Origin of the sequence: Flavobacterium sp. 90 (assembly GCF_004339525.1) — a bacterium.
Classification (GTDB): domain Bacteria; phylum Bacteroidota; class Bacteroidia; order Flavobacteriales; family Flavobacteriaceae; genus Flavobacterium.
The window spans coordinates 4,152,627-4,177,297 of the sequence record NZ_SMGE01000001.1 but is presented as its reverse complement, the minus strand read 5'-3'; the positions used below and the strand labels follow the sequence as shown (position 1 = coordinate 4,177,297).

Genomic DNA, 24,671 nt, shown 5'->3' with positions numbered 1-24,671 from the left:
ATTTCCTCACAATAAACTTCATTCCTTTTTTAAACTTTGTATGTATTTTTTATGTCGACATAATGTCTGACACTCTCAACAATTCTCTATCAATTTCAGATTTACCTTTAATTGCTTGCTCTAACGGAGTCAAAGCCACTTTGTCTTCACGTAAACCAACCATATAGTTTGATTTACCTTCGATTAAAGATTCTACTGCTTTTACACCTAAACGGCTTGCAAGAACACGGTCAAAACAAGATGGTGATCCACCACGCTGCATGTGTCCTAATACAGAAACTCTTACGTCATACTCAGGCAAGTTAGCTTCAACGTAATCTTTTAATTCGAATACGTTTTTGCCAATTTTATCTCCTTCAGCAATAACTACTATACTTGATGATTTTCCTGAAGCTTTACTTTTTTGAAGAGAATCTAATAATCTATCAAGACCTAAATCTTCTTCAGGAATAAGAATTTCCTCGGCACCAGCACCAATTCCGGCATTAAGAGCGATGTGTCCGGCATCTCTACCCATAACCTCTACAAAAAACAGACGGTTATGTGAACTTGCTGTGTCTCTAATTTTATCAATACAATCTACAACAGTATTCAAGGCAGTATCATATCCTAATGTATGAGTTGTACCATAAATATCATTATCGATTGTACCTGGGATTCCCATTACTGGGAAATTATATTCTGAATTAAAAATCAAACCTCCGGTAAAACTTCCATCTCCACCAATGACAACAAGAGCATCAACTCCCGCTTTCAAAAGATTTTCATGAGCTTTTTTTCTACCTTCAGGGGTTCTAAACTCAACTGAACGAGCTGATTTTAAGATCGTTCCACCTTTGTTTACAATATTATTTACACTACGAGGTCCCATTTCTTTGAAATCACCTTCGATCATTCCCTGATACCCTCTATAAATTCCTATGCATTCTATATTATGATAAGCGCACGTTCGAACAACTGCTCGTATTGCGGCATTCATTCCAGGTGAGTCTCCTCCCGATGTTAGAACACCAACTTTTTTTATTGTTTTTGGCATTATTTAAGTATTAAAGTGTAAAATTAGCAAACATTCACCACTTTATAGGTGATGTTTGTCATTAATTAATAAAATGTGTTAAATTCAAACGTTTTCGTTAATAAGTTTTTTGATAGCAAAAAATTCATTTAAAATAATAAAAGGCTCTTATTTTAATTAAATGTTTAAAATTAACAATACATTAATGAAGTGTTACAAAAATCCGAGCTTTTAGAAATCCGAAAATAAATTTTTGAATCTCTAAATTTAGCACAAAAAAACCATTCGCAGTCACGAATGGTTTTATATCATCATATTTTTAACAAAGTTGCCTGAATTAAAAGTCGTTATCAGGAATCAAACCCTCATTATTGTTTTGTGGCGGCGGATTTTTCGGCTCTGGTTTTTTCTCAGCGTCTTTCTTATCTTTTTCCTTTTTGTTCTTCTCAGCGTCCTTCTTATTGGAGAATTTTACAAAATCAGGATTTAAATAAGAATCCTGCAAATCATCATTAGAACTTTTAATAGCTCGTTCGAGTTTATGATCTTTAAATATTTTATTTACCAATTCGCTAAAAGTATCAAAATCTACTTCGTATGAGATACCAACACCTTGAGTATAACCAATTCCCTGCCCTACATAATTGATATCATTTTCTTTATTAAACAAACGAAGATTCATAGATCCGTCTTCGTTAACTCTATAGAGAATTTCGATATCACCAACAATTGCAGATTCGTTTACACCTCCAACCGGAACTCCTACTTTCCCGTTTATCGTAATTCTTTCATTTACCTGTGATGAAATATTAGCCACAAACTGACCATCAGCTTCCTGACCTAATCTCTTATCTGCCGAAATATAATTTAAATCAATATTGACTTTATCATTATCAGATTTTATAATACCTCCTAATAAACTCGAAGCAGTTTCTGTCAATGTTCCGGATAAATCGCCTTGGCTAAATCCGTCTGTACTCATAAACGAACCTGTAGACAACAAATACAAGGCTTGAGTCTGACGAATATCTTTATCATCTAACTTATATTGTATCTCAGATTTAAGCACGTTACTTACAGATGGAAACTGAATATCAAAATTAGGCTCCGGACTTGTTAAATCCCCTCTTAATCCAATAACTACTTCTACCGGTACCTTCTTATTAAATGAAGAAGTATTATCTAGTAAAACAGCCGGATTTGCCGATGTTTTATAAACTGCTTCCAGATTAAGCTGTGCCTTCATTGGATTTCCTTCCCAAGTGATAGATCCTCCTTTTTTAACCGAGAATTTTTTATCGATTAAACCTCCGTATTTAAAGTTGTAAGTTCCTTCGTATGCCTGGAAATCTCCCCACATATTAAACTTACCAAGTGTATTAATTTTAAACAATAACGATCCATAACCTTTTCCTTTCATACCGTGTCCCGAATTTCTATCCAGGATTACTTCGACTTCGGCATCTGGCGTAATATCAAAATCAAACTCCAATTCAAGTCCGTTATAGTTTTTCGTTTTCTCAACAATACCATTTGCAAGATTATATTTTTCTTTTGGTGTCACAAAATGAATCCAACTGCTTTCCCCAACACTTTGAGCATTATTAATAGGAATCTTAACTTCGGTACCTTTTTCAGATTTAGCGTCTACCTTAATAAACAAACCATCTGTTGGACCTTTTATACTTGCGGTTCCGTTAATAAATGCAGTTCCAAAATAAGCTGCATCTTCACTATCTTTTGTATCAAGAGCCAATAATCGCTTAGAAGTAATGGTAAGATCTAATTTCCAATCGCCAAAATTATGATGTTCAATCGTTCCGTTCAACAATCCTTTAGTTCCGTATTTAGTATCTGTTAATTGATTATTTCTAAACAAAAACTTCTCATCCGTCAAATCAATTACCGTTCGATCACTCAACTCATAATCTGTATTAAGATACGGAATTGTCATTCCGGCTTTTTCAACATACAAACGACCATTGATTTCCGGTTTTTTAAGATTCCCAACAACAGCAGCATTTCCGGAAACACTTCCTCGCACATTTGACAAAACATCACCTCCAACAGATCCCAAAGTTGCAAGATTAAACCCTTCGAGTTTTAAATTCAAATCTAAAAGAGTTTCTTTATTCTCGATTGCAAAAGTTCCATTTGCTCTAAATGATTCTGTAAATCCATTTTGTATCGAAGAGTTTACCGTAAATTTCCTAAGGCTCTCGTCACCCGCAATGTCAAAATTCAAGGTTCCTAATTCTGTTTTATTCAAATTAAGATGATCAATAACAATGGATGCCGTGGGCTGATAAACGTTTTTATTTTGCTTAAAATTTACTTTCCCGTTTAAATTACCATTAAATACAAACTTCGAATTAAATGGCGTGATCTTATTAATATCAACATCTTCAAAATTCAACACAAGATCTTTATAATCTGCACCTTTTATAATACCGTTTAAATCAATTTTTTGATTTTCATGCGATAGTTCTATATTATCTATCGTGAAATTCTTGAAAAACTGATCAAAAACAATCTGATTATCTTTTTCTTCGTCTTCATTTAAATACCATAAATAGTCTTTAAACTTCATCTCAGATTTCTTGATACCAACGATATTATTTTTGTTTTTATCTATGGTATGAAATAAATTCAGATTATAATAATCCTGACCTTTATCTCCACCTTTAAATTCTGAACGTACAAAAAGCGTGTCTTTTGCAGTAACATTAATCAAACTAAAATCACGTACCTTATAATAAGGAGTTTTGATACTATCTAATTCGACATAAGCGTTATAAAGCGTGTTTTTATTATCAATATTAATTCGGATATTATCGAAAGTATTTTTTGCAGCAGTAATTTTCTGAGATCTAAATTTAAACTTAAACTCCTGAAGATCTGAATCGATTTTACCACGCACTACAGTCGACGAATCTATATTAACTTCCGGATACAACATTTCGACCACTTTATCGTAAACATGGAAATTGAAATTCAAAAACTGACCTTTCTTGACTTTATAAGGCTTATAATTGGTATATAAACTTCCTACCGAATTCATAACCAGTTTATCCAATTGTCCAAACTGGAATTTACCAACAATTTTTCCGTTTACAACATCGTTCGAACTAATGGTAATTGTTCTTAAGCGATCTGCATCAAAATTAGAACTGATTGTTACTTCATCAAAAGCATAAGTAGATTTTGGATTTTGATAAACCGCATCCTTAATATAAACATTTCCCTGAAGATTTTCGATCGAATTTCCGGTTACTTCAACAACAGCGTCTCCTGTAAAATTAGAAATAGAATCGTCTACAAATCTCAGTTTTCGCAAATCGGCATTTTCAACATTGATATGAAAATCATATTTGCTTTCTCTTTTACTTAAATCAACCAAACCGTCAAATGTCAAATTCAAATTTGGATCACTTATCGACACTTGTCCTTTATAATAAGGCAATTTAAAATTACCATTTACAACAATATTATTATAGGTATATTTATTATAATCTAATTTTGAAATATCTCCTTTGATGATTGTATTCAGATATTTTTCGGTAAAACCAACACCATCAACATCTAGATTTAATGTTGTTTTTCCAATATCTTTCCGATTTAATAAAGCTCCGATATTAAAATTATCCAAAATAATATTTCCTGAATAAGATGCTTTATCAATAAAGTCCATATTATTCATATGCAAATTTGCCTGACCGTTTCCTAAATCAGTTATCATCTTAAAGTCTGTCTCTAAATCTGTTGTCGAGACTTTTGCCTTACCAACAATATTAAATTTGCCAATTCTTTGTAGTTCTTTCGGAAGCTTTTTTCCTAAAACGCCCGGCAATAAAACAACCAGATTATCATAACTGGAAATCAGTTTATCAAACTTTCCCTGCATCGAAAACTTCTGAGTTTTATCACCCAAAAGATTTCTGAAATTAATAGTTCCTGCAATCTTAGAACCATTTGTATCACTCAATTTAAGATGTCTTAGATTAAGATTATTCAGCGTTCCTCTAATCTTAGTTCTGATTCTAAAATGTTGATTTTTTCCTAATCCGTCATAGAAATAACGAATATCATTTGAAGCAATCGAAGCCGAATCCATTGCAACATTAAACTTTACTTTGTCTGTAAAATCTAAGAAATCTTCAATTTTATAATTCAAAATAGCTTTACCATAAATCCAGGACCTTTTGGTTTTTATCGCTAAGCTTTCAACTTTTATTTGCTTTTTGGTATAACTGAATTTCCCTGCAAAATTAGACACATACAAACCACGATGATCTAAGAATGAAAACCTGTGAATTATCGTATTTACATCCGGACCATACAATTTAAAATCACTGATGTAAGCGTTTAACTTTTTAAAATCAAGAAATTTTGGTGTGTTTTTATTCTCATCAACAACAGAAAAAGCACCTTTGTCGATGTATGCATTCTTTGCCGTTAATAAAAAATGCTTGCTTGATTTAGGAGATTTTGGACCTTTTTCGAATGCCTGAATAAAAACATTAAGATTGTTTTCATGCTCATTCTTATAGGTTTTTAGATTAAAAATTAAACCAGTCAAACGAATATCTCCAAAAATAAGATCTCCATCTACCAATCTTTTTAATGCCAAAATATCAGTTGCAACAATATCTGAGTAGATCATTGTTTTTTTATGATGGTCTAAAATCAACACTTTCTTCAGCTTTACGCCACCAAAAATGTTTATTGCTGTTTTTTCGACAGTAATATGTACATTAAAATCTTTGTTTAATGTATCCGTAATATAGTTGGCAATTTTTGTCTGAACTACAGGCAAAGACAAGATGATCGCGAGCGCCAACAAAAGTAAGATTAGCCCAATTAGGGTTCTGGATATTATTTTCTTTACTTTTTTGATAGCTGCTTTAATTTTAGTTTTCTTTTTAAATTTACTTTGAACAGACAAAGAACGCCTGTTTTTGATAAAAATTCTTTAATTTTGGCTTCTCCTTACAGTCAAAGAAAATTAATAATTTGATTTGTCAAATATAATTCAAAATTCGTGCCTTTATATGCAAAATTCAGAGGTTTTTATTCTTGCCATCGAAAGTTCATGCGACGATACTGCTGCCGCGGTTTTACATAACGATAAAGTACTCTCAAATGTTGTGGCCAATCAGCTAATTCACAACCAATACGGTGGTGTCGTTCCTGAATTAGCTTCAAGAGCACATCAACAAAATATTGTTCCTGTAATTGATGCTGCACTTCGTAAAGCAAATGTACAAAAAGAACAATTAACTGCCATTGCCTTTACGCAAGGTCCAGGTTTAATGGGATCTTTATTAGTTGGAAGTTCTTTTAGTAAATCGCTGTCATTAGCGCTAAAGATTCCGTTAATAGCTGTCAATCATATGCATGCCCATATTTTAGCTCATTTTATAGACGAAGAAGGTTTTGATAAACCAGAGTTTCCGTTTTTGGCGTTAACCATTAGCGGAGGTCATACTCAAATCGTGAAAGTAAACGGTTTTTTTGATATGGAAATTATCGGAGAAACCACTGATGACGCGGTTGGAGAAGCTTTTGATAAAAGTGCCAAAATCCTTGGTCTTCCTTATCCTGGCGGACCTTTGATCGACAAATATGCCAAAGAAGGAAATCCAAAAGCATTTGCGTTTACAAAACCTAAAGTTCCGGGATTAGATTTTAGTTTCTCCGGATTAAAAACCGCAATTTTATACTTTATTCAGAAGGAAAAATTAAAGAATCCAAATTTCATCGAAGAAAATCTGAATGATATCTGTGCTTCTATTCAATATACGATCATCGAAATTTTGATGGATAAACTGAAATTAGCCGTAAAAGAAACCGGAATCACACAAATTGCAATTGGTGGCGGAGTTTCGGCAAATTCAGGAATCAGAACCCGATTGAAAGAAAGTGAAGCTAAATATGGCTGGAAAACTTTTGTTCCAAAATTCGAATACACAACAGATAATGCCGCAATGATTGGAATTGTAGGATATCAAAAATATTTATCAAGTCGTTTTGAAACTTCAGCTGTAGTTTCTAAAGCGCGAATTCAATTTTAAATTATGCAATTATTTTACAATCCTGATATTGACGAAACGACTGAAACTTTTTTCTTTGATAAAGAAGAAAGCCGACATATTATAAAGGTTTTACGAAAAAAAGATTCAGATATTCTACACGTTACAAATGGTCTGGGATTATTGTTTGAAACCGAAATTACGCTTGCTTCTGATAACAAATGTATTGTTGAAGTACTTTCGATAAAAAAATCTCCTGAACCTAAATATCGTTTGCATCTTGCGGTTGCACCAACCAAAATGAACGATCGTTTTGAATGGTTTCTGGAAAAAGCTACCGAAATAGGAATTCAGGAAATTACGCCTATAATTTGTGATCGATCGGAACGTAAAGTGATTAATTTAGAGCGTTTTGAAAAGATTATTCTTTCGGCAATGAAACAATCTAACGAAACTTATTTACCAAAATTAAATGAGGCGATTTCGTTTAAAGAATTCATCAAACAACAAAATGAAGGTTTACAATTAATAGCACATTGCGAAGAAACCGATAAAAAATCATTGAAAGAAGTTTTGAAACCAAATGAAAACGTAACGCTTTTAATTGGTCCCGAAGGAGATTTTTCGGAAAAGGAAATTGCATTGGCTTTAGAAAATAATTTTCAGCCGGTTATGTTAGGAAATACTCGTTTAAGAACTGAAACTGCTGCAGTTGTGGCTTGTCATAGTGTGGTGTTTTTTAATGAGAATATTTAGTTGATTAACGCTAGCTTTGTCAAAGTTTAAAACTTTGACAAAGCTTTAGAGGCCGAATTACTAGTGAGGTTGCTTCGTTCCTCGCAATGACAACCCGATAATTTAAAATCGTATGAAAAAAATATTGTTTCTGTTTTTACTGATTTCTGTTTCTTCATTTTCACAAGAAATTGCTTTGCTTAAATATAGCGGCGGCGGCGATTGGTATGCAAATCCAACTTCTTTGCCTAATTTGATTAAATTTTGTAATGCAAACATTAATACGCGAATAAAACCAAAACCTTCTACGGTTGAACCAAGTAATCCGGATTTGCTTTCGTATCCTTTTGTTCATATGACGGGACACGGAAATGTCGTTTTTAGCGATTCGGATGTTGCAAATCTTCGAAATTATTTAAATGGTGGCGGATTTCTTCATATTGATGATAATTATGGAATGGATCAATATATTCGAAAAGAAATTAAAAAAATCTTTCCCAATAATAATTTAGTAGAACTTCCGGCAAATCATCCTATTTTCCAAAAACCGTTTCCATTTCCGAATGGATTACCAAAAATTCACGAACATGATGGAACGCGAGCACAGGCTTTTGGGATTTTTGTAGACAATAAACTCGTTTTATTATATACTTACGAATGTGATTTAGGTGATGGATGGGAAGATGCAGAAGTGCATAATGATCCATTAGCCGTTAGAGAAAAAGCATTGAAAATGGGTGCTAATATTATCAATTATATCTTTACCAATTAAACTAAAAAAGGTGCAGCTTACTCACGAAGAAAATCAATTTCAAAGAAAAACATTTCCGATAACACTGGTTTGTGATCACATCTATTTTCAACAGAATATTGGTTCTCTCTTTAGAATTGCTGAAGCTTTTGGTGTCGAAAATATTATCTTTTTAGGAAAAGATATTCCGCTGACGCCTCGTAAAATCAATAAAACTTCAAGAAGCACACATCTTCACGTGCCTCATTCTGTAATCGAAGAAACTAGTGTTCTTAAAGATTACTTACTTCAAAATAACTTCGAAATTATTGCCTTGGAAATCGCAAGCAATAGTAAACCTCTTAAAGAAGTTGTTATTCCCGCCAATCAAAAAATTGCACTTTTACTAGGAAGTGAAATTGATGGAATCTCTGATGAACTTTTAAAAATTTCGAACCAAATTGTCCACATAAATATGTTTGGCAAAAATTCAAGCATGAATGTGGTGCAAGCTGCAAGTATTGCTTTGTACGAGATTACTGCTTTGTGAGTTTTTGTTAAAATATTACAAAACAATTAACTAAAATGGGAACCAATTCTGGATCGTATTTAACAGAAATATTTAAAACACTCGATTAAAGACAAATAACATCGTTAAAGTGCATTCAAAAACAATAAGTAAGAAAAAACATCTTAAAAATAACTTTAACATTTTTGTAGGAACTAGACTATACAAGGGATTGTAAAATTCTCACAAATATTTTATTGCAAAAGTTTTGCTGCAATATGTTTTTGTTATAAAATTGCTACATAATTAACCAAATGTAATTTTTTATAACAAAAATCCAAATTATTATGAAAAAAGTTCTGATTACCGCATTCACAGCGTTAGTGCTGTTTTCTTGTCAAAATGACCAATCTGAAGCTGCTAGCTCAGAAACAAGTGCAACAGCTCGTCGTGGATGCGCCACACAAGAAGTTTTAGAAGCACAATTAAAAGCTGATCCGATGTTAGCGATCAGAATGAATGAAATTGAAGCATACACAAACAAAGCAATGCTTTCCGGAAAACTTGTAAATGGCAAAGTTCAAATTCCGGTTGTAGTAAATGTTTTGTACAAAACAGCTGCTCAAAACATCTCTGATGCACAAATTCAATCTCAAATTGATGTTCTTAACAAAGATTTCAATGCATTAAACTCAGATTACAATAGCGTACCTGCTCTTTTTGCTGGTGTAAAAGCTAATGTTGGAATTTCTTTTGTATTAGACCAAATCATCAGAAAATCAACTACAAAAACTTCATGGGGAACAAACGACGCCGTGAAAAAAGTTGCACAAGGTGGTTTAGCGCCAACTTCGCCAACTACAAAACTTAACTTATGGGCTTGCGCAATTGGCGGCGGAATCCTAGGTTATGCACAATTTCCTGGTGGAGCTTCTGCTACAGACGGAGTTGTAATTGATTCTAGATATTTTGGATTATCAGGTGCTGCAAATGCTCCTTTTAACTTAGGTAGAACTGCAACTCACGAAGTTGGTCACTGGATGAACTTACGTCACATTTGGGGAGATGCAACTTGCGGAAGCGATTTAGTATCAGATACTCCAACTCACAATGAGGAAAATTATGGTGTACCTGCTTACCCTCACTACAGTACTTGTTCTGGTACTCCTGTAGAAATGACAATGAACTACATGGATTATGTTGACGATAACGCAATGTACATGTTTTCAAACGGGCAAAAAAGCAGAATGGCTGCAATATTCCTTTCAGGAGGTCCAAGAGCTGCTTTTGGAATCTAATAAAAGAAATCAAGATAGCAAACTTAAAAGCGAGATGTATTCATCTCGCTTTTTTTTGTTTCCACGAAAATTTTAAATGCTTTTTCCTATATTTATCATCTAAAATCGAAACATGATAACATCAAAAATTATTTCAAACGGAATCCTAAGAGCTCTGGCAACAATCTTGATTATTGCAGCCATTTTATACTTTTTGTACGAAATACAAACCGTAATTGTTTATTTGTGCGTTTCATTGCTATTATGTCTGATTGCCAATCCTTTGATACAATTTTTAAAAAAGAGATTGAAATTCGGTAATTCACTTGCAGCAACAACTGCTCTGATTATTTTCATACTCGCAATTGTTGGTTTTATACTATTATTTGTTCCGCTAATTATTTCGCAAGCCAATAATTTATCTTTATTAGATACCAATCATTTGCAACAGCAATTTATTGAAAGCGAGAAAAGTATCGAAACTTATTTCAATATTCAGCACGTTGATTTTGATAAAGTTTTAAAGAATCCTAAAGTAACTTCGTTATTAGATTTTAGTTATTTCACAGCATTTTTAAATTCGATTTTTGGCTTTATGGCCGATATGGGAATGGGATTAGTTTCTGTGTTTTTTATTACTTTTTTCTTTATTAAAGATCAGGACGCTTTTAAAGTAACTGCAAGAAAAATTCTTCCGGATACAAACGAGGATAAAATTCTAAATTCTATTACAAAAATAAATCACTTTCTAACACGCTATTTTATTGGTTTATTGCTTCAATTAACCGTTGTGTTTATTCTCTATTTTATTGTTTTGATAATTTTCGGAAATAAAAATGCCTTTGTAATTGCATTTTTATGTGCCATCTTGAACATTATTCCATACATAGGACCAATTATCGGAACTATATTAGCTGGGCTTTTAACGATGATTAGTTTAATTGGAAGTGATTTCAGAACCGAAATTTTGCCTACTACTATATATGTAATCATTGGCTTTTTGCTGGTTCAGGCGATTGATAATAATATTAGTCAACCTATAATTTCGTCAAAAAGTGTAAATTCGCACCCGCTGGAAATATTCTTAGTTACTTTAATCAGCGGAATTACTTTTGGAATCGTCGGAATGATTATCGCAATTCCAGTTTTTACTATGCTGAAAGTAATTTTGAAAGAGTTTTTTCCTAACAACAAAATTGTCTCCGTATTAACCGAAAGAATTTAAACATTGAATACTTCTATTTTAAGCCAAAATATTCAGGATTTTATAACTCAAAATAGTGGTGCCCCAATTACAAAATTAGCGCTTCAGAAAAATCCGTTTCCGGAAGTAGACTGGATTCTGATTTTAAATCAAATTGAAGCAAAATCCAAAGCAAAAGATAAATTGCCAACTTGGTTTTTGACAGAAAACATCATTTATCCAAGTAAAATCTCTGTAGAACAAACCTCATCCGAAAAAACGGCTGCTTACAAAGCTTCTTTAATTTCGGGAGAATCTTTGATTGATCTTACAGGAGGTTTTGGCGTTGATGATTATTACTTTTCTAAAAGATTTAAAAACATTGCACATTGCGAAATAAACGAAGATTTATCTGCAATTGTAAAACATAATTTTGAACAGCTTAAAGTTGAAAATTGTGTGTGTTATGCCAATGATTCTGCTAATGTTCTGAAAGAATCAGATCAAAAATGGGATTGGATTTATATTGATCCTTCCCGCAGAAATGACGCAAAAGGCAAAGTTTTTATGCTAAAAGATTGTTTGCCGAATGTTCCGGAATCTTTAGATTTTTATTTTGAAAAAACAGATTCTATTCTAATAAAAACAGCTCCTTTACTCGATATTTCTGCTGGTTTATCTGAACTCAAATTCGTTAAAAACATTCATATTATTGCGCTTGAAAATGAAGTAAAAGAATTGCTTTTTGAAATTCACAATCATTACAAGGGCGACATCACAATTAAAACTGCCAATATTCTAAAACAAAAAACAGAAACTTTCGAATTTGTTTTAGGTGATGATTCTGTTTTTGCTTTTTATCATTTACCTCAAAAGTACGTTTACGAACCCAATTCGGCGATTATGAAATCCGGCGGTTTTGATGAAGTAAGCACTATTTTTGATATTAATAAATTACACAAACATTCTCATTTGTATACTTCAGATGAACTAATTGATTTTCCGGGAAGAACTTTCGAAATCGAAAAAGTGATTCCGTACAGTAAAAATGAGATGAAATCTGAACTTGCAAATCAACAGGCAAACCTTACTACACGAAACTTTCCGGACACGGTAGAAAACATTCGAAAAAAATGGAAAATAAAAAATGGTGGAAATTTGTATTGTTTTTTTACGACAGATAAAAATGATAACAAAATAGTTTTAATTTGCAGAAAAATAACTTAAAAATGAAACAACTAATTACACTAACTTTTTTTCTATTAACCCTTACTGCATTTGCCCAAAAACCATGTGAATACAGTGCTAATGTATCAGACTCAATTGGTACTTATAAAATAACTAACGAATACTTAATTAGTGAGAAAAACTTTGGAGGAACATCTAATTATGTTTTCTTTTCATTGGCTCAAACTGATGGTTTACCAACCTTAAACCTGCAATTAATTCAAAAAAGTAAAGACTTTATAAAAGCAAATTGTTTTGACAAAAATTCAAAACTATTTTTGCAATTAGAAAACGGTAAAATCGTTACTTTAATTCACGTCAATCAGGAAAATTGCGGAACCCTTATTCGCGATGATAAAGGTTTTGATAATCGTGTAAACACCGGATATTTTATGTTCCTGAAAGATAATTTTGAAGAATTAAAAAAATCACCGGTTTCTATTATGAGAATAAAATACTTAACAGATGTTGAAGATTATATTGTCAGACCTGATTTAACATCTGAATTGAATGGTAAAGTTTACCATCCAAATACCTATTTTATTGACAACATCAGATGTGTTGAATAATTAATTGCAATCCCATTTTTGATTGGAAACTTTATCATTTAAACCTGTTTTTAGATTATAATGCCACCATTCTGAATCAAATGAATTAAAGCCATTTTGAATCATTACCATTTTCAGATACTTTCTGTTTGCTCGTACTGATGTTGGAAATTTTTTATAATTATGACTTGCTTCAATTCCAAAAAAATCAAAAGCAGTTCCCATTTCGAGTTCTTCTCCTTGGGCATTTACTAAAGTAATATCAACGGCTCCTCCTCTATTATGGATGGAGCCTTTTTTTGGATCTGCCACATATTCCGGATTCGAAACGATTTCCCACATTTTTTTCTGAATCGATAAAGGTCGGTAACAATCAAACAGTTTTATTTTGCAGCCTTGTTTCATAAATTCTTTGTTGGCGGCAATTAAAGCTTTTACAGTTTTATAACGCAACATACACTCGGCACAATCATAAACTTTAGCTTTCAGGAAATTATCTTCTGTCGCATACTTCATATCATAAATAAAATCCTGACTGTAATCCTTTAAATTCACAAAAGTTGTATCCTCAACCTGATGTTGTGCAGGAGTTGCATATACTTCATGTTGTGCATTTACAGCAATAGCACAGAAAAAAAATCCAAGAAATAAAAATGTTCTAAAATATACAGACAGGTTGATTTTCATAGCGATGATTTATTGAAAGAAGTAAATATAAGCAAAACCAGTTTAATCTTCTAAATCTCGCCTGTCATCATAATGTTTTCATGCACGCCTTTATTTTTTAACATCCTGAAATGCGAGCGTACAGCATGATAAAACGGATAAGAAGTATACGGAAGATCATATTCCTGCGCATAACGCCTGATTATTGGCGTGATATAAGGATAATAAGTATGCCCGACTCCGGGAAAAAGATGATGCGCTACATGATGCGTAAAACCGCCGTACAGAAAATTCGCCAGTTTACTTTCTGTACTAAAATCCTTAGTAACAATCATTTGATGCATTGCCCATGTTGCCGAAAGATTTCCGTCATCGTCCGTTACCGGAAAATGAGCATCTTCATCAACATGAGTCGATACGAGCGCTACAACTCCAAGCGTGCTTCCGCATAAATGCATGGCAAACCAACCTCCTAAAACTATATACCACGGTTGATGAAGTAACATCATTGGAATAAAAAGCAAATAGAAAAGATTAATCACTTTTGCGGCAATCATTTTATAGATTTCGTTTCTCGGAATCTTATCTACAACTTTTTTTACGTAGTTGTCTTTCTTCCCAAAAAAGTCTTTAAAATCACGGATATAGATCCAGTTTAAACTATAAAAAGGATAAATCATCCACATATAAATATGCTGATATTTATGATAATCAAACAACGGACTATTGGGAAAAATTCTAATAATATCGCTTTGTTTTATGTCTATATCCCAATCTGGAACGTTTGGATAAGCGTGATGTAGATTAATATGCCTGCGTGTCCAAAGCCAGTGGTTGCCACCAAAGAGTTCGAGAACATACATAAACCATTCGTTATGTTTTGATTTCCTAAACAATGCTCCATGTGCCGCATCGTGAAAGGCATTTATAAAAAGTACGATCATTGTGATACCGCACAAAATATAAAAGAGAAATAATAAAGGCGTTTGGTCTCCAAACAGCAAAATACAGGAATAAAATAAAAAGAAAAAAAATACAAGTGCCAGAGACTTAATAATATTGAATTGGTACAAGGATGAATTTTGTAAAATAGTTTCGTTCACTTCTGTGCGCAACTTTTTAAAAAAATCATCAGTACCGGCTTTCAAATAAACCGGGCGTTTTAATTTTTCCATAACAGGTATTGCTAGAAATTGTCATACCAAATTTAATAAAAAAAAGTTAAAACACACAATAACAAACCATTACGCTAAAAATTACATCACCAAAAAAGCCAAATCTCATCGCTAAGATTTGGCTTTTGACATTGTATATCAACAGTAAAAATGTTCCGTTAGGTACATTATATTGGTAGAAATTAATCATTGAGCGATTGCATTAATGATTAGAATCAACAGTAAAAAATGTGCCGTTAGGTACAAAATATCGGTAGAAATTAATCAATGAGCGATTGCATTAATGATGAGAATCAACAGTAAAAATGTGCCTTTAGGTACAAAATATTGGTAGAACTTATAGCAGGAATGTGCAAGCGTGCCGTAGGTACGCAACAAAAACGATGTCCATTGCGTACCTACGGCACGCTAAATTATTATAATCAATGTTTTTTCTACCAATATGATGTACCTAACGGCACATTTATAACCTTGATTACATTTTGATATTATTTCTACCTATATTTTGTACCTAACGGCACATTTCTAACCTTGATTACATGTTGGTTTCTACCAATGTGATGTACCTAACGGCACATTTATAACCTTGTCTATACACATTGGTTTCTACCAATGCGATTTACCTAACGGCACATTTCAATCTTTGTCGAGTTTCGAGTGTGATTTCTCCTTCGTTGAAATGACAAAACCTTTGCGACTTTACGCGAAAAAAAATTAGCCATAATTGTCTAAAAGAAACTTTAAAATATCCCCATACTTTCTGGCTTGATTGTAAATCCCAAACGTATCATACTTTTGTGTTCCTGATAATCAATCAAACTTTCGGTATAACCTACAAACCATTGCAAGGTGAGATAATAATTCTCCTTTTTATAAGGTCTCCAATTCACCTGCGTTTGCAAAGATCCGTAATTGATAAGTCCGCTTCCTTTTCTGAAAAGAATATCGGCGCTCCATCTTCCAGGCTGTATTTGATACGTTGCGCTTGCTTCTCCATATCCAACATATTTGGTCAATCCGGGATTATCTTCTTTATCAACAAGCGGAATCCATCCTCTTAAGCCAACAACCCAACGCGGAGAAATTTGTGATTTTAAAGAGAAAGCAAGCATATTCCACGTTCTGGAATAAATAGAATCTCTTCCGTTTGATTCGTGCTCGAGCGAAATTGTTCCGTAAGTTAATCTTCCGCCTTTTAAATAAAACGGACGAACAATGGCTACACCGGGATTAAAGTTGATTTCTGAAAATGGTTTTGAGCTTGCATAAATATCCCAAAAGGCTTTTTGAGTGTACATTAGATAAGGAAAAAAACCGCCCCATAAAGGCTTTGATTTTAATCGCAATTTAAAACTTACCTGATATTTTACATCGGCAGTATTTCTGGTAATGGGTTCGTTTATTGGAACTCCAGTTAAAAAATAATTGTCTTTGTGAACCGAAAAACTTGGTTCTTTCAGTAACGAATCTGCTGCGCGAAAATTTTTCTTATCTTCTAAAAGTTGTGAATGTGATTGGATCGAAAATAAAACAAAAAAGACCAATAGATATTTGAAATGCATTTATAAAAGTTTAATTAAATAACTTTTATAAAAATCTATCATTCTAAGGAATCCTATTGACGCAATAAAAACAAGAATTAACTCAAAAAATCAGGATTTATTCTTTTTCGAAATAAAGATATTTCGTGCTACTACTTACGTCGCGTAATCTTACTTGAGAATTATTAAACTCAAACAATTGCCAACTATTATTATTCAATTTACTAAACAAACCTGAACTAAAAGTTAGCTTCAATTGCCTAACTCCATATTGCAAAGAAGTATCCCATTGTCCGGTTTCAGAAGTTGAACCTTTGGTTGCAACCACAGATTTATCAGTATTAAAAACAAATGAATATCCGGAAAAATAAGAAGTTTTATCAGAATCAGTAAAGAAATAAGGAATTGACCACGAACCATTTGTTATTGTTGCTGCAAAATCAAGTGCTACCGTATTGTTTTCCGGACAATAATCAATCGCATATTTGATTGCATTTTCGAAATCTAAATTACTTGTTATCGATTTGGTCTGATTATTATAATCTACTATAGAAATTGGATATTTTAGTGAAATATACTGACTGCTGTTTAAATTTTGTATAAAATTAAAAAACGCTTCATCACTTGCAATTGATACAGAACTTCCTACTTGATTGGCGCTGTTATAAATATTAATTGTGATAGGATAATTGATATTTAATCCATTTATCTTGGATAAAAGATCAGGAAGAAGATTCCAATAATCGATTAAGGCTTGAAAATCATTCTGATTTGGAATTAATTTCTGAATGTAATTGTAGTAAACCATTGTTACCGGAAAATCAATTTTTACAATATCATCATCATAAGTACTTGCGTTGATATTGTCTATTACTTTTTGATAATCGGCAGTTGTATTAATGGCAATTTTTGCGCTGTTTACAGTAACAGTATAAGGGAGTTTTATCGTGCAATAAGTAGAACCGTCTATAACATTATCCTGAACAGTTGGAACCATTGCAACCCTTTGCAAATAGGTCGTAAGCGGCGAAACATTAGTAACTGTTCCTTGCGGATTATAATTCTCCTCTACCATATCGCTTTGACAAGACAATAAGAACAGGAAAGCTACTAGTGATAAATATTTTTTTAAAGGGAACATAATTATGTTTTTACAAAGATAATAAAATTAAGAGAAATTGTTTTTTAATAAATTTGGTATCAAGGATTTCGATGGCTGCATCTGTACTAAATTATCAAAAGCCAATACCATTTTATTCTTATATAAAACAATCATCTTTACTTTTACCCTACTTAAAATAAAAACAAATACTTTTGTTGGGTACAAATTGAAAATCCAAATGCCAAATAAACCCGAATCAAACACTTGCGATGAAATAATCTTTTCGTCTTTTTTCAAAAGTCACGTAAAAGCACTTCGAAATTTTCTTTTATACAAGTTTGGCAATAGTGATCAGGCAGAAGATGTTGCTCAGGAAGCATTTGTAAAATTATGGCAAAACTGCGCTTCGGTGCCAATCGAAAAAGCGAAATCATACCTTTATACGATTGCCAATAATAGCAGTCTTAACGAAATTGCACATCAGAAAGTTGTTTTGAAATATGAAAAAAACTTCACCGGTTTAGACAAAACAAATGAAAATCCCGAATATCTTTTAGAAGAAAAACAATTTCAATCCAAACTATTAAAAGCTATTGAAAACCTCAACGAAAAACAACGTATCGCTTTTTTGATGCATCGAATTGATGGAAAGAAATACAGCGAAATCGCTTTGGAGTTAGAAATTAGCGTAAAGGCGGTAGAAAAGCGCATTCATCTGGCTTTGTTAAGTCTTCGTAAAGAAATTGATTTATAAAAGTAGGGTAAAATTAGTTCCAATTGTTTTAATATATAATATCAGTACAATGAAAAAAAATCGATTATTAGCAAAATGGCTCAACAATGATTTGTCGGAAGACGAATTAGCCGCATTTAAAGCAAGTCCCGATTTTGAAAAATACCAGAAAATTAAAATTTATACAGAACATTTAGAAGTAGATGATTTTGATGAGAATGCCATGTTATCGAACATTTTGAAGCAGGAAAAAGTGACTCCAAAAGTGGTTCCTTTATACAAACAATGGATGTTTAGAGCGGCGGCAATATTCATTCTTGCACTTGGAATTACCTTTGCAATGAAAGTTTATGTGCCTCATACGGAAAAAGCAGCTTTTGGAGAAAAAACAACTTTCTCGTTGCCAGATAATTCTGAAGTGGTTCTAAATTCAGGTTCTGAAATAAATTATAAAAAATGGAATTGGGACAACAACAGACGACTTGAATTAAAGGGAGAAGCTTATTTCAGAGTTTCAAAAGGAAGACGATTTGAAGTACAAACCAATCTTGGCAAAGTATCGGTTTTAGGAACTCAATTTAACGTGAAAGCCCGAAAAAACAGGTTTGATGTGGTATGTTATGAAGGACGCGTAAAAGTAAATTATGGAAACACACAAATTCTGTTAACCCACGGACAAGGCGTAAGTTTTGAAAACGGAAAACAAATTAAAATGACAATTACTTCATTAAAACCGGAATGGACAGAAAATCAGATTTGTTTTTATAAAGAAAACATCAGAACCTTGCTGGATGAAGTTGAAAGACAATATAACATTAAAATCGAATTGAAAACTAAAGACACAATCTCCTTATTTACAGGAAAATTACCAGCCAAAAATCTGGATATTGCTTTACAAATTATTGGTACAACTTATAATTTAGAGGCTAAAAAAGTCTCAAACAATAAAATAATTTTTGACGAAAAATAAATGTTGGCCCCCAAACAATTTCATTTTTTGTTCTTTACATTTTTCCTTGTCCTGAATCTTTTTGCTCAGGACAAAGGAAAACTTGTGCCTATTAAAAAAATCATAATTGAGATTGAAAAGCAACATCAGGTAACTTTTAATTATACCGAAGATTTAATTGCTAATCTTCAAATATATTCTCCTAAAAAATCACTTTCGTTAGATCAAAAACTGCAATATCTTGCCAGAAATACCAATCTTTCTTTTGAAAATATTGGAAACAAATTCATTAATATTTATAAAAAAGACATTGAATCTAAAGTAATTTGTGGATACGTTTTTTCGAGTACAGATAAAAAACCTATCGAAAACGCAAACATTAGCCTAACCAATAAAAATCAGGTGACAACGGATTCAAATGGTTATTTTGAGTTTCAGGAACAAGATGCAAATACATTCCTGATTAGTCACGTTGGATTCGTAACCAAAAGAATCGCCGCAGATAATCCTGATCCAAAAAACTGTTTTCAAATACAATTAGAACCTCAAATCACAGAGCTCGAAGAAATTAAAACCACTGCAATTTTAGCTTCGGGGATTTCAAAAAATAACGATGGATCTTTCGAAATAAAACCTAAGAAATTCGGTATTCTGCCGGGACTTATAGAACCTGATGCTTTGCAGACTATGCAGCAAATTCCGGGCGTAAACAGTTTAGACGAAAGCGTATCGAGTATTAATGTTCGAGGCGGAACTCACGATCAGAATTTATTTTTGTGGAACGGAATCCGAATGTTTCAAACGGGACATTTCTTTGGTTTAATATCTGTTTTTAATCCAAATTTAGCGCACACAATTTCTATTTATAAAAACGGAAGTTCAGCCTTTTACGGCGAAAGTGTTTCTAGTGTTGTTTCAATTTCTTCGACTCCGGAAACTACCGAAAAAAACTCTTTTAGCGCAGGAATCAATATGATTAATGCTGATGTTTACGGGAAATATAATCTTTCGAAAAAGAGTTATATCGAAATTTCGGCACGTAAATCTATTACTGATTTTATCGAAACGCCTACGTATAAAGAATATTTCAATAAAGTATTTCAGAACACTACAATCACTGATTTTTCGGACAAACAAAACATCGATTATCAAAGTGCCAAAAAATTTGATTTCTACGATGCGACGCTTAAATACGCTCAAAAAATTGGAAGCAAAGATCAACTGGTACTTGATTTGATTACTATAAAAGACAATCTGGAAGTTTTTCAAAGCGCAACAGTTTATAATATAAACAAATCGGAAAACAATGTTTTACGCCAGCAAAATTATGGCGGAAATTTGTCGTGGAAGAGAAACTGGAACGACTATAATACCACTAAAATTAATGTTTATAATTCTTCGTATGAACTTTTGGCAAACCAAAAAACTACTGTTGGAGATCAAATTGTAATTCAGGAAAATACGGTAAACAATAACGGAGTTAACTTAGAAAACAATCATATTATTAATTCTAAATTTAGTTTTGACGATGGTTATCAATTTAACGAAATGGGCATTACTAATCTGGAAGAAGTTACAAATCCTGATTTCTATCGTAAAGTAAAAGACGTTTTGAGAACTCACGCTTTAATCTTGGAAGGAAAATACAACGACACACTTTCAAGAACTTATTTTAAAGTTGGAACCCGAATAAATTATATCGAAAAATTTAAAAAATTCATTGTAGAACCACGAGTTCAATTTAGTTATGGCATTAGTAAAAGCCTGAATTTAGAATTACTTGGCGAACTAAAAAGTCAAAATTCACAACAAATTATCGATTTGCAAAAGGATTATTTTGGTATCGAAAAAAGACGTTGGATTATCTCCAACAACTCCACAATTCCTATTCAAAGAAGCAGACAATTGTCTTTAAATTTATTCTACAAAAAGAATGACTGGTTACTTGATATCGAAAACTTTTATAAAAAAGTAACCGGAATCACAACTTCGAGTCAGGGCTTTCAAAATCAGTTAGAATTTGTCAGAACAACCGGCGATTATGAAATTTGGGGAGCAGAAATGCTTGTTCAAAAAAGAATGAATCATTTTCTGACATGGTTAAGCTATACTTATAATCATAATAATTATCATTTTCCGAATTTCGAACCCCCTGTTTTTCCAAACAACTTCGAGTTAATGCACAGCGTTTCCTGGGCAGGAATTTATGAAAGAAATAATTTTAAAATTGCCTTAGGGACAAAATGGACCTCAGGAAGACCAAAAACTTCTCCGGATGTTTCTCAAATTGATCAGGCGAATCCTATATTAATTTACAACAGACCAAATAATACGAATTTGCATATATTTTCGCAGGTTAATATTTCTTCTACTTATAAGTGGGAAACTACAAATGGAATTCAGTACAAACTAGGAATCTCAATCCTGAATATCCTAAACAGAAAAAACGAAATCAGCGAATATTATAGAATTAGTTCTCTAACAAATTCTATCGAAGAAGTTGAAACATTCGCATTGCAAAGAACTCCAAACGTGAGCTTTAGAGTTTCTTTATAATACTATTTCTACAAGGTTTCTACTAAACTCTTTCTCTTATTTTTATTTTTTTTCATAAAATATCATTTTTTTGGTAGGGTAAATTACTACAAGCTTGTTTTACTATTGAATCCTTTCAAATAGTAAATATGACGCCTATAAAAAATTTGACACTTTATTTTCATGACAGTTCATAGTCTAAAATAACGGAACGAAATACTTCTTAAAAACAAGTATGACTTCATGATATCAAATCAAACAATAAAACACTTTACTATTTCTGTAAAGTACTTTTTCCCCCTTTATATAAAATTAATCTAATCAAAAAGACAATGAAATTAAAACAAATTAAACTCGTTTTGACTGCTTTTGTAGCAACTACATTTTTCGCTTGTAGTAGTGATAACAGCAATGACAATAGCACTCCTACTCCTCCGGTCTTAAAAACAGAAGTTAATCTTTCTACAAGTGCAACTTTGGGTTCTTATCTGACAGATAAAAGCGGTAGATCTCTATATTTTTTCGGAACGGATGCAAACGGACAAGTTTCGTGCACAGGCGGTTGTGAAGCTTTATGGCCAGCTTTTGTCGTAGATAATTTAACGGCAGATAAATTAGGTACAGGATTAGCATTAGCAGATTTTGGTACAGTAACTAATGCATCCGGCAAAAAACAAGTAACATATAAAGGTTGGCCTTTGTATTACTACGCACCGGTTTCTGCAGGTGATGGATACGGAAATGCTGGTAAAAACGTACCTGAAGTTGCAGGTCAAACAACAGGAGACGGAGTTGGCGGTATTTGGTTTATTGCAAAACCAGATTATTCGATTATGCTTGTAAGAAGCCAGCTTGTAGGTCATGACGGCAAAAACTACAAATCAGATTATACAGTTGGAGATGGTGCAACTACTTATTTCACAGATGCTAAAGGTTTGACTTTGTATACATTCAAAAATGATAATTTCAAGAAAAACAATTTTACAAAATCAGACTTTTCAAACAATGGAGTTTGGCCAATATATGAAACTGATAAAATTGTAGTTCCTTCTGTTCTTGACAAAGCTAAATTTAGTGTAATTACAGTATTTGGTAAATCTCAAATAGCTTACAATGGTTGGCCTTTGTACTATTTTGGACAAGACGCAAGCGTAAGAGGTTCAAACAAAGGAATCAGTTTTCCTGCTCCGGCTGTTTGGCCAGTTCCGGTAAAAGATTCGCCACTTGCGATATAAAGCAGCAAAGAAATTTAGTTAATTCCTTTATGCAATATTTCAGATTAGTCCAATATTTTTTGGGCTAATTTGAAATATTATGAATCTCAAAATTCTATTGTGACAGGATTTTAAAGAATCTTGTTTTCCTCTTTTAGTTTATTACAAATAACAATTCTTTGGTAGCGTAATTTCTACCAAGGCTGTTAGACTATTGTCTATTACCAAATGAAAAAATATGAAAAGAAAAAAAATAGTATTTGTAATTGCGGCCTTATTGATAGTGACTTCGGCGGGCATTTATTTTTATTACGGCTTTATATTTAAAGAAGCCCGAAATATAGCATCAGAAATGCCGGATTTCAGCATATCGGCAAAAAAATTACTTGAAGATTATGATGCTGATCCCAAAAAAGCAGACGCATTGTACCTCAACAAAACTATTGAAATAACAGGCCAAGTAACCAAACAAAAGGATTCTGAAATCATACTTGAAATGAATGTTTTTTGTCTGTTTACTCAAAAAGTTAAACCTGCACTTTTAAATAATAAAGTAACGGTAAAAGGCAAATGCATTGGTTACGACGAACTATTTCAAGAGGTTAAAATAGACCAATGCACCATTAATAAACAAACCAATTAATCTATTTATGAAAAAATTTCTAGTTACAATCTGCCTTTTTCTAGTCACGATGTCTTATTCGCAAGATGATTTATTAAAAAGCCTTGATTCTACTCAGGTAGAAGACACGTATTCTACCGCAACTTTCAAAGCTTTACAACTCGTAACGTTACAGACCACAAAAATGGCTGCAAAAAAAGAGTTCTATTTTGTGGTTTCTCACCGTTTTGGAAGTGTTAAAAATGGCTTTGACAGCTTTTTTGGTCTTGACAATGCTACCACAAAATTGGGCGGTATTTACGGCGTTACAGATTGGTTGTCTGTTAGTTTATCCAGACATACATTAAACAAAATGTACGAAACCGGAGTAAAATACCGAATGGCAAGACAAAGTGCTAATTTCCCGGTTGATATTGTTGGGTACAGCGTTGCGGATATCAATACGTTTTTAGAAAAAGATCAATATCCACGTTTAGAATTTAACGATCGTTTGACTTATGTACAACAATTACTGATTTCCAGAAAAATAGGTCAAAAACTATCCTTAGAAATAGTGCCTTCATTTATACACAAAAACCTTTACAATCCTGATATCGAAAGAGACAATCAGTTTTCTTTTGGTGGAGGCGGACGTTATAAAATCACCAAAAGATTGTCTGTGAATTTAGAATACATGCACAATTTTGATAAACCTGAGTTTTACAAAAATCCACTTTCTGTAGGTCTTGATGTCGAAACCGGCGGACACGTATTTCAGTTAATCTTTACCAATTCTCAATCGATGAGTGAGAGCGGATATCTTACCAATGCTTCCGGAAATTGGGGCAAAGGAGACTTCTTTTTCGGCTTTAACCTCTACCGAGTATTTTAATAACTACA

General features: G+C 32.7%; 20 protein-coding genes. 14 read left to right on the top strand and 6 right to left on the bottom strand.

Annotation, left to right across the window (positions count from 1 at the left end):
* Nucleotides 1–49: 49 nt before the first annotated feature.
* Together pfkA and C8C83_RS17570 are read right to left on the bottom strand one after the other, a co-directional pair.
* Nucleotides 50–1,036: a 6-phosphofructokinase gene (gene pfkA / locus C8C83_RS17575; protein ID WP_121329700.1), complete on the bottom strand. Its 987-nt coding sequence runs from the start codon at nt 1,034–1,036 to the stop codon at nt 50–52.
* Between the two features lie 316 nt (nt 1,037–1,352).
* Nucleotides 1,353–5,837 (bottom strand): translocation/assembly module TamB domain-containing protein, encoded by a 4,485-nt coding sequence (locus C8C83_RS17570; protein ID WP_121330083.1) that lies wholly within the window; start codon nt 5,835–5,837, stop codon nt 1,353–1,355.
* A 229-nt stretch (nt 5,838–6,066) separates the two neighbouring features.
* Here C8C83_RS17570 and tsaD point away from each other — a divergent pair, with 229 nt between their 5' ends.
* From tsaD to C8C83_RS17530, 8 genes are all read left to right on the top strand, one after another.
* The gene (gene tsaD / locus C8C83_RS17565) at nt 6,067–7,089 is read left to right on the top strand and encodes a tRNA (adenosine(37)-N6)-threonylcarbamoyltransferase complex transferase subunit TsaD (protein WP_121329699.1); all 1,023 of its coding nucleotides are present in this window, start codon (nt 6,067–6,069) and stop codon (nt 7,087–7,089) included.
* A 3-nt stretch (nt 7,090–7,092) separates the two neighbouring features.
* Nucleotides 7,093–7,803: a 16S rRNA (uracil(1498)-N(3))-methyltransferase gene (locus tag C8C83_RS17560; protein WP_132011828.1), complete on the top strand. Its 711-nt coding sequence runs from the start codon at nt 7,093–7,095 to the stop codon at nt 7,801–7,803.
* A gap of 112 nt (nt 7,804–7,915) precedes the next feature.
* The gene (locus C8C83_RS17555; protein ID WP_121329698.1) at nt 7,916–8,554 is read left to right on the top strand and encodes a DUF4159 domain-containing protein; all 639 of its coding nucleotides are present in this window, start codon (nt 7,916–7,918) and stop codon (nt 8,552–8,554) included.
* A 10-nt stretch (nt 8,555–8,564) separates the two neighbouring features.
* A complete protein-coding gene (locus C8C83_RS17550; protein ID WP_121329697.1) occupies nt 8,565–9,062 on the top strand; it encodes a TrmH family RNA methyltransferase in 498 nt (165 codons plus the stop codon).
* 305 nt (nt 9,063–9,367) lie between these two features.
* Nucleotides 9,368–10,318, top strand: coding sequence for a zinc metalloprotease (locus C8C83_RS17545; protein ID WP_121329696.1), 951 nt, complete (start codon nt 9,368–9,370; stop codon nt 10,316–10,318).
* Nucleotides 10,319–10,430: 112 nt separating this feature from the next.
* Nucleotides 10,431–11,522 carry an AI-2E family transporter gene (locus C8C83_RS17540; RefSeq protein WP_121329695.1) on the top strand — a complete coding sequence of 364 codons (1,092 nt, stop codon included), beginning with the start codon at nt 10,431–10,433 and terminating at the stop codon, nt 11,520–11,522.
* Nucleotides 11,523–11,525: 3 nt separating this feature from the next.
* Nucleotides 11,526–12,707: a class I SAM-dependent methyltransferase gene (locus C8C83_RS17535; RefSeq protein WP_121329694.1), complete on the top strand. Its 1,182-nt coding sequence runs from the start codon at nt 11,526–11,528 to the stop codon at nt 12,705–12,707.
* 2 nt (nt 12,708–12,709) lie between these two features.
* The gene (locus tag C8C83_RS17530) at nt 12,710–13,276 is read left to right on the top strand and encodes a hypothetical protein (RefSeq protein ID WP_121329693.1); all 567 of its coding nucleotides are present in this window, start codon (nt 12,710–12,712) and stop codon (nt 13,274–13,276) included.
* Here C8C83_RS17530 and C8C83_RS17525 read toward each other — a convergent pair whose 3' ends face one another.
* The 4 genes from C8C83_RS17525 to C8C83_RS17510 form a co-directional block, all read right to left on the bottom strand.
* On the bottom strand, nt 13,277–13,942 hold the full coding sequence (locus tag C8C83_RS17525; RefSeq protein ID WP_121329692.1) for a M15 family metallopeptidase: 666 nt from the start codon (nt 13,940–13,942) through the stop codon (nt 13,277–13,279).
* A gap of 50 nt (nt 13,943–13,992) precedes the next feature.
* The gene (locus C8C83_RS17520) at nt 13,993–15,096 is read right to left on the bottom strand and encodes a fatty acid desaturase (protein WP_121329691.1); all 1,104 of its coding nucleotides are present in this window, start codon (nt 15,094–15,096) and stop codon (nt 13,993–13,995) included.
* A gap of 740 nt (nt 15,097–15,836) precedes the next feature.
* On the bottom strand, nt 15,837–16,658 hold the full coding sequence (locus tag C8C83_RS17515) for a phospholipase A (protein ID WP_099708680.1): 822 nt from the start codon (nt 16,656–16,658) through the stop codon (nt 15,837–15,839).
* Nucleotides 16,659–16,755: 97 nt separating this feature from the next.
* A complete protein-coding gene (locus C8C83_RS17510) occupies nt 16,756–17,778 on the bottom strand; it encodes a hypothetical protein (RefSeq protein ID WP_121329690.1) in 1,023 nt (340 codons plus the stop codon).
* A gap of 199 nt (nt 17,779–17,977) precedes the next feature.
* Between C8C83_RS17510 and C8C83_RS17505 the strand changes: the two genes are divergently transcribed.
* The 6 genes from C8C83_RS17505 to C8C83_RS17480 all read left to right on the top strand — a co-directional run bounded on the left by C8C83_RS17505 (nt 17,978) and on the right by C8C83_RS17480 (nt 24,663).
* Nucleotides 17,978–18,493: a sigma-70 family RNA polymerase sigma factor gene (locus C8C83_RS17505; protein ID WP_121330082.1), complete on the top strand. Its 516-nt coding sequence runs from the start codon at nt 17,978–17,980 to the stop codon at nt 18,491–18,493.
* Nucleotides 18,494–18,542: 49 nt separating this feature from the next.
* Nucleotides 18,543–19,442, top strand: coding sequence for a FecR family protein (locus C8C83_RS17500; protein WP_121330081.1), 900 nt, complete (start codon nt 18,543–18,545; stop codon nt 19,440–19,442).
* Nucleotides 19,443–19,469: 27 nt separating this feature from the next.
* The gene (locus C8C83_RS17495) at nt 19,470–21,977 is read left to right on the top strand and encodes a TonB-dependent receptor (RefSeq protein WP_233566117.1); all 2,508 of its coding nucleotides are present in this window, start codon (nt 19,470–19,472) and stop codon (nt 21,975–21,977) included.
* Between the two features lie 311 nt (nt 21,978–22,288).
* Nucleotides 22,289–23,191, top strand: a complete 903-nt coding sequence (locus tag C8C83_RS17490; RefSeq protein ID WP_121329688.1) for a hypothetical protein — start codon at nt 22,289–22,291, stop codon at nt 23,189–23,191.
* 217 nt (nt 23,192–23,408) lie between these two features.
* Entirely contained in the window at nt 23,409–23,813 is a 405-nt protein-coding gene (locus C8C83_RS17485; protein WP_121329687.1) for a hypothetical protein, read from the top strand.
* 7 nt (nt 23,814–23,820) lie between these two features.
* Nucleotides 23,821–24,663 carry a DUF5777 family beta-barrel protein gene (locus C8C83_RS17480; RefSeq protein ID WP_121329686.1) on the top strand — a complete coding sequence of 281 codons (843 nt, stop codon included), beginning with the start codon at nt 23,821–23,823 and terminating at the stop codon, nt 24,661–24,663.
* Nucleotides 24,664–24,671: the final 8 nt, after the last annotated feature.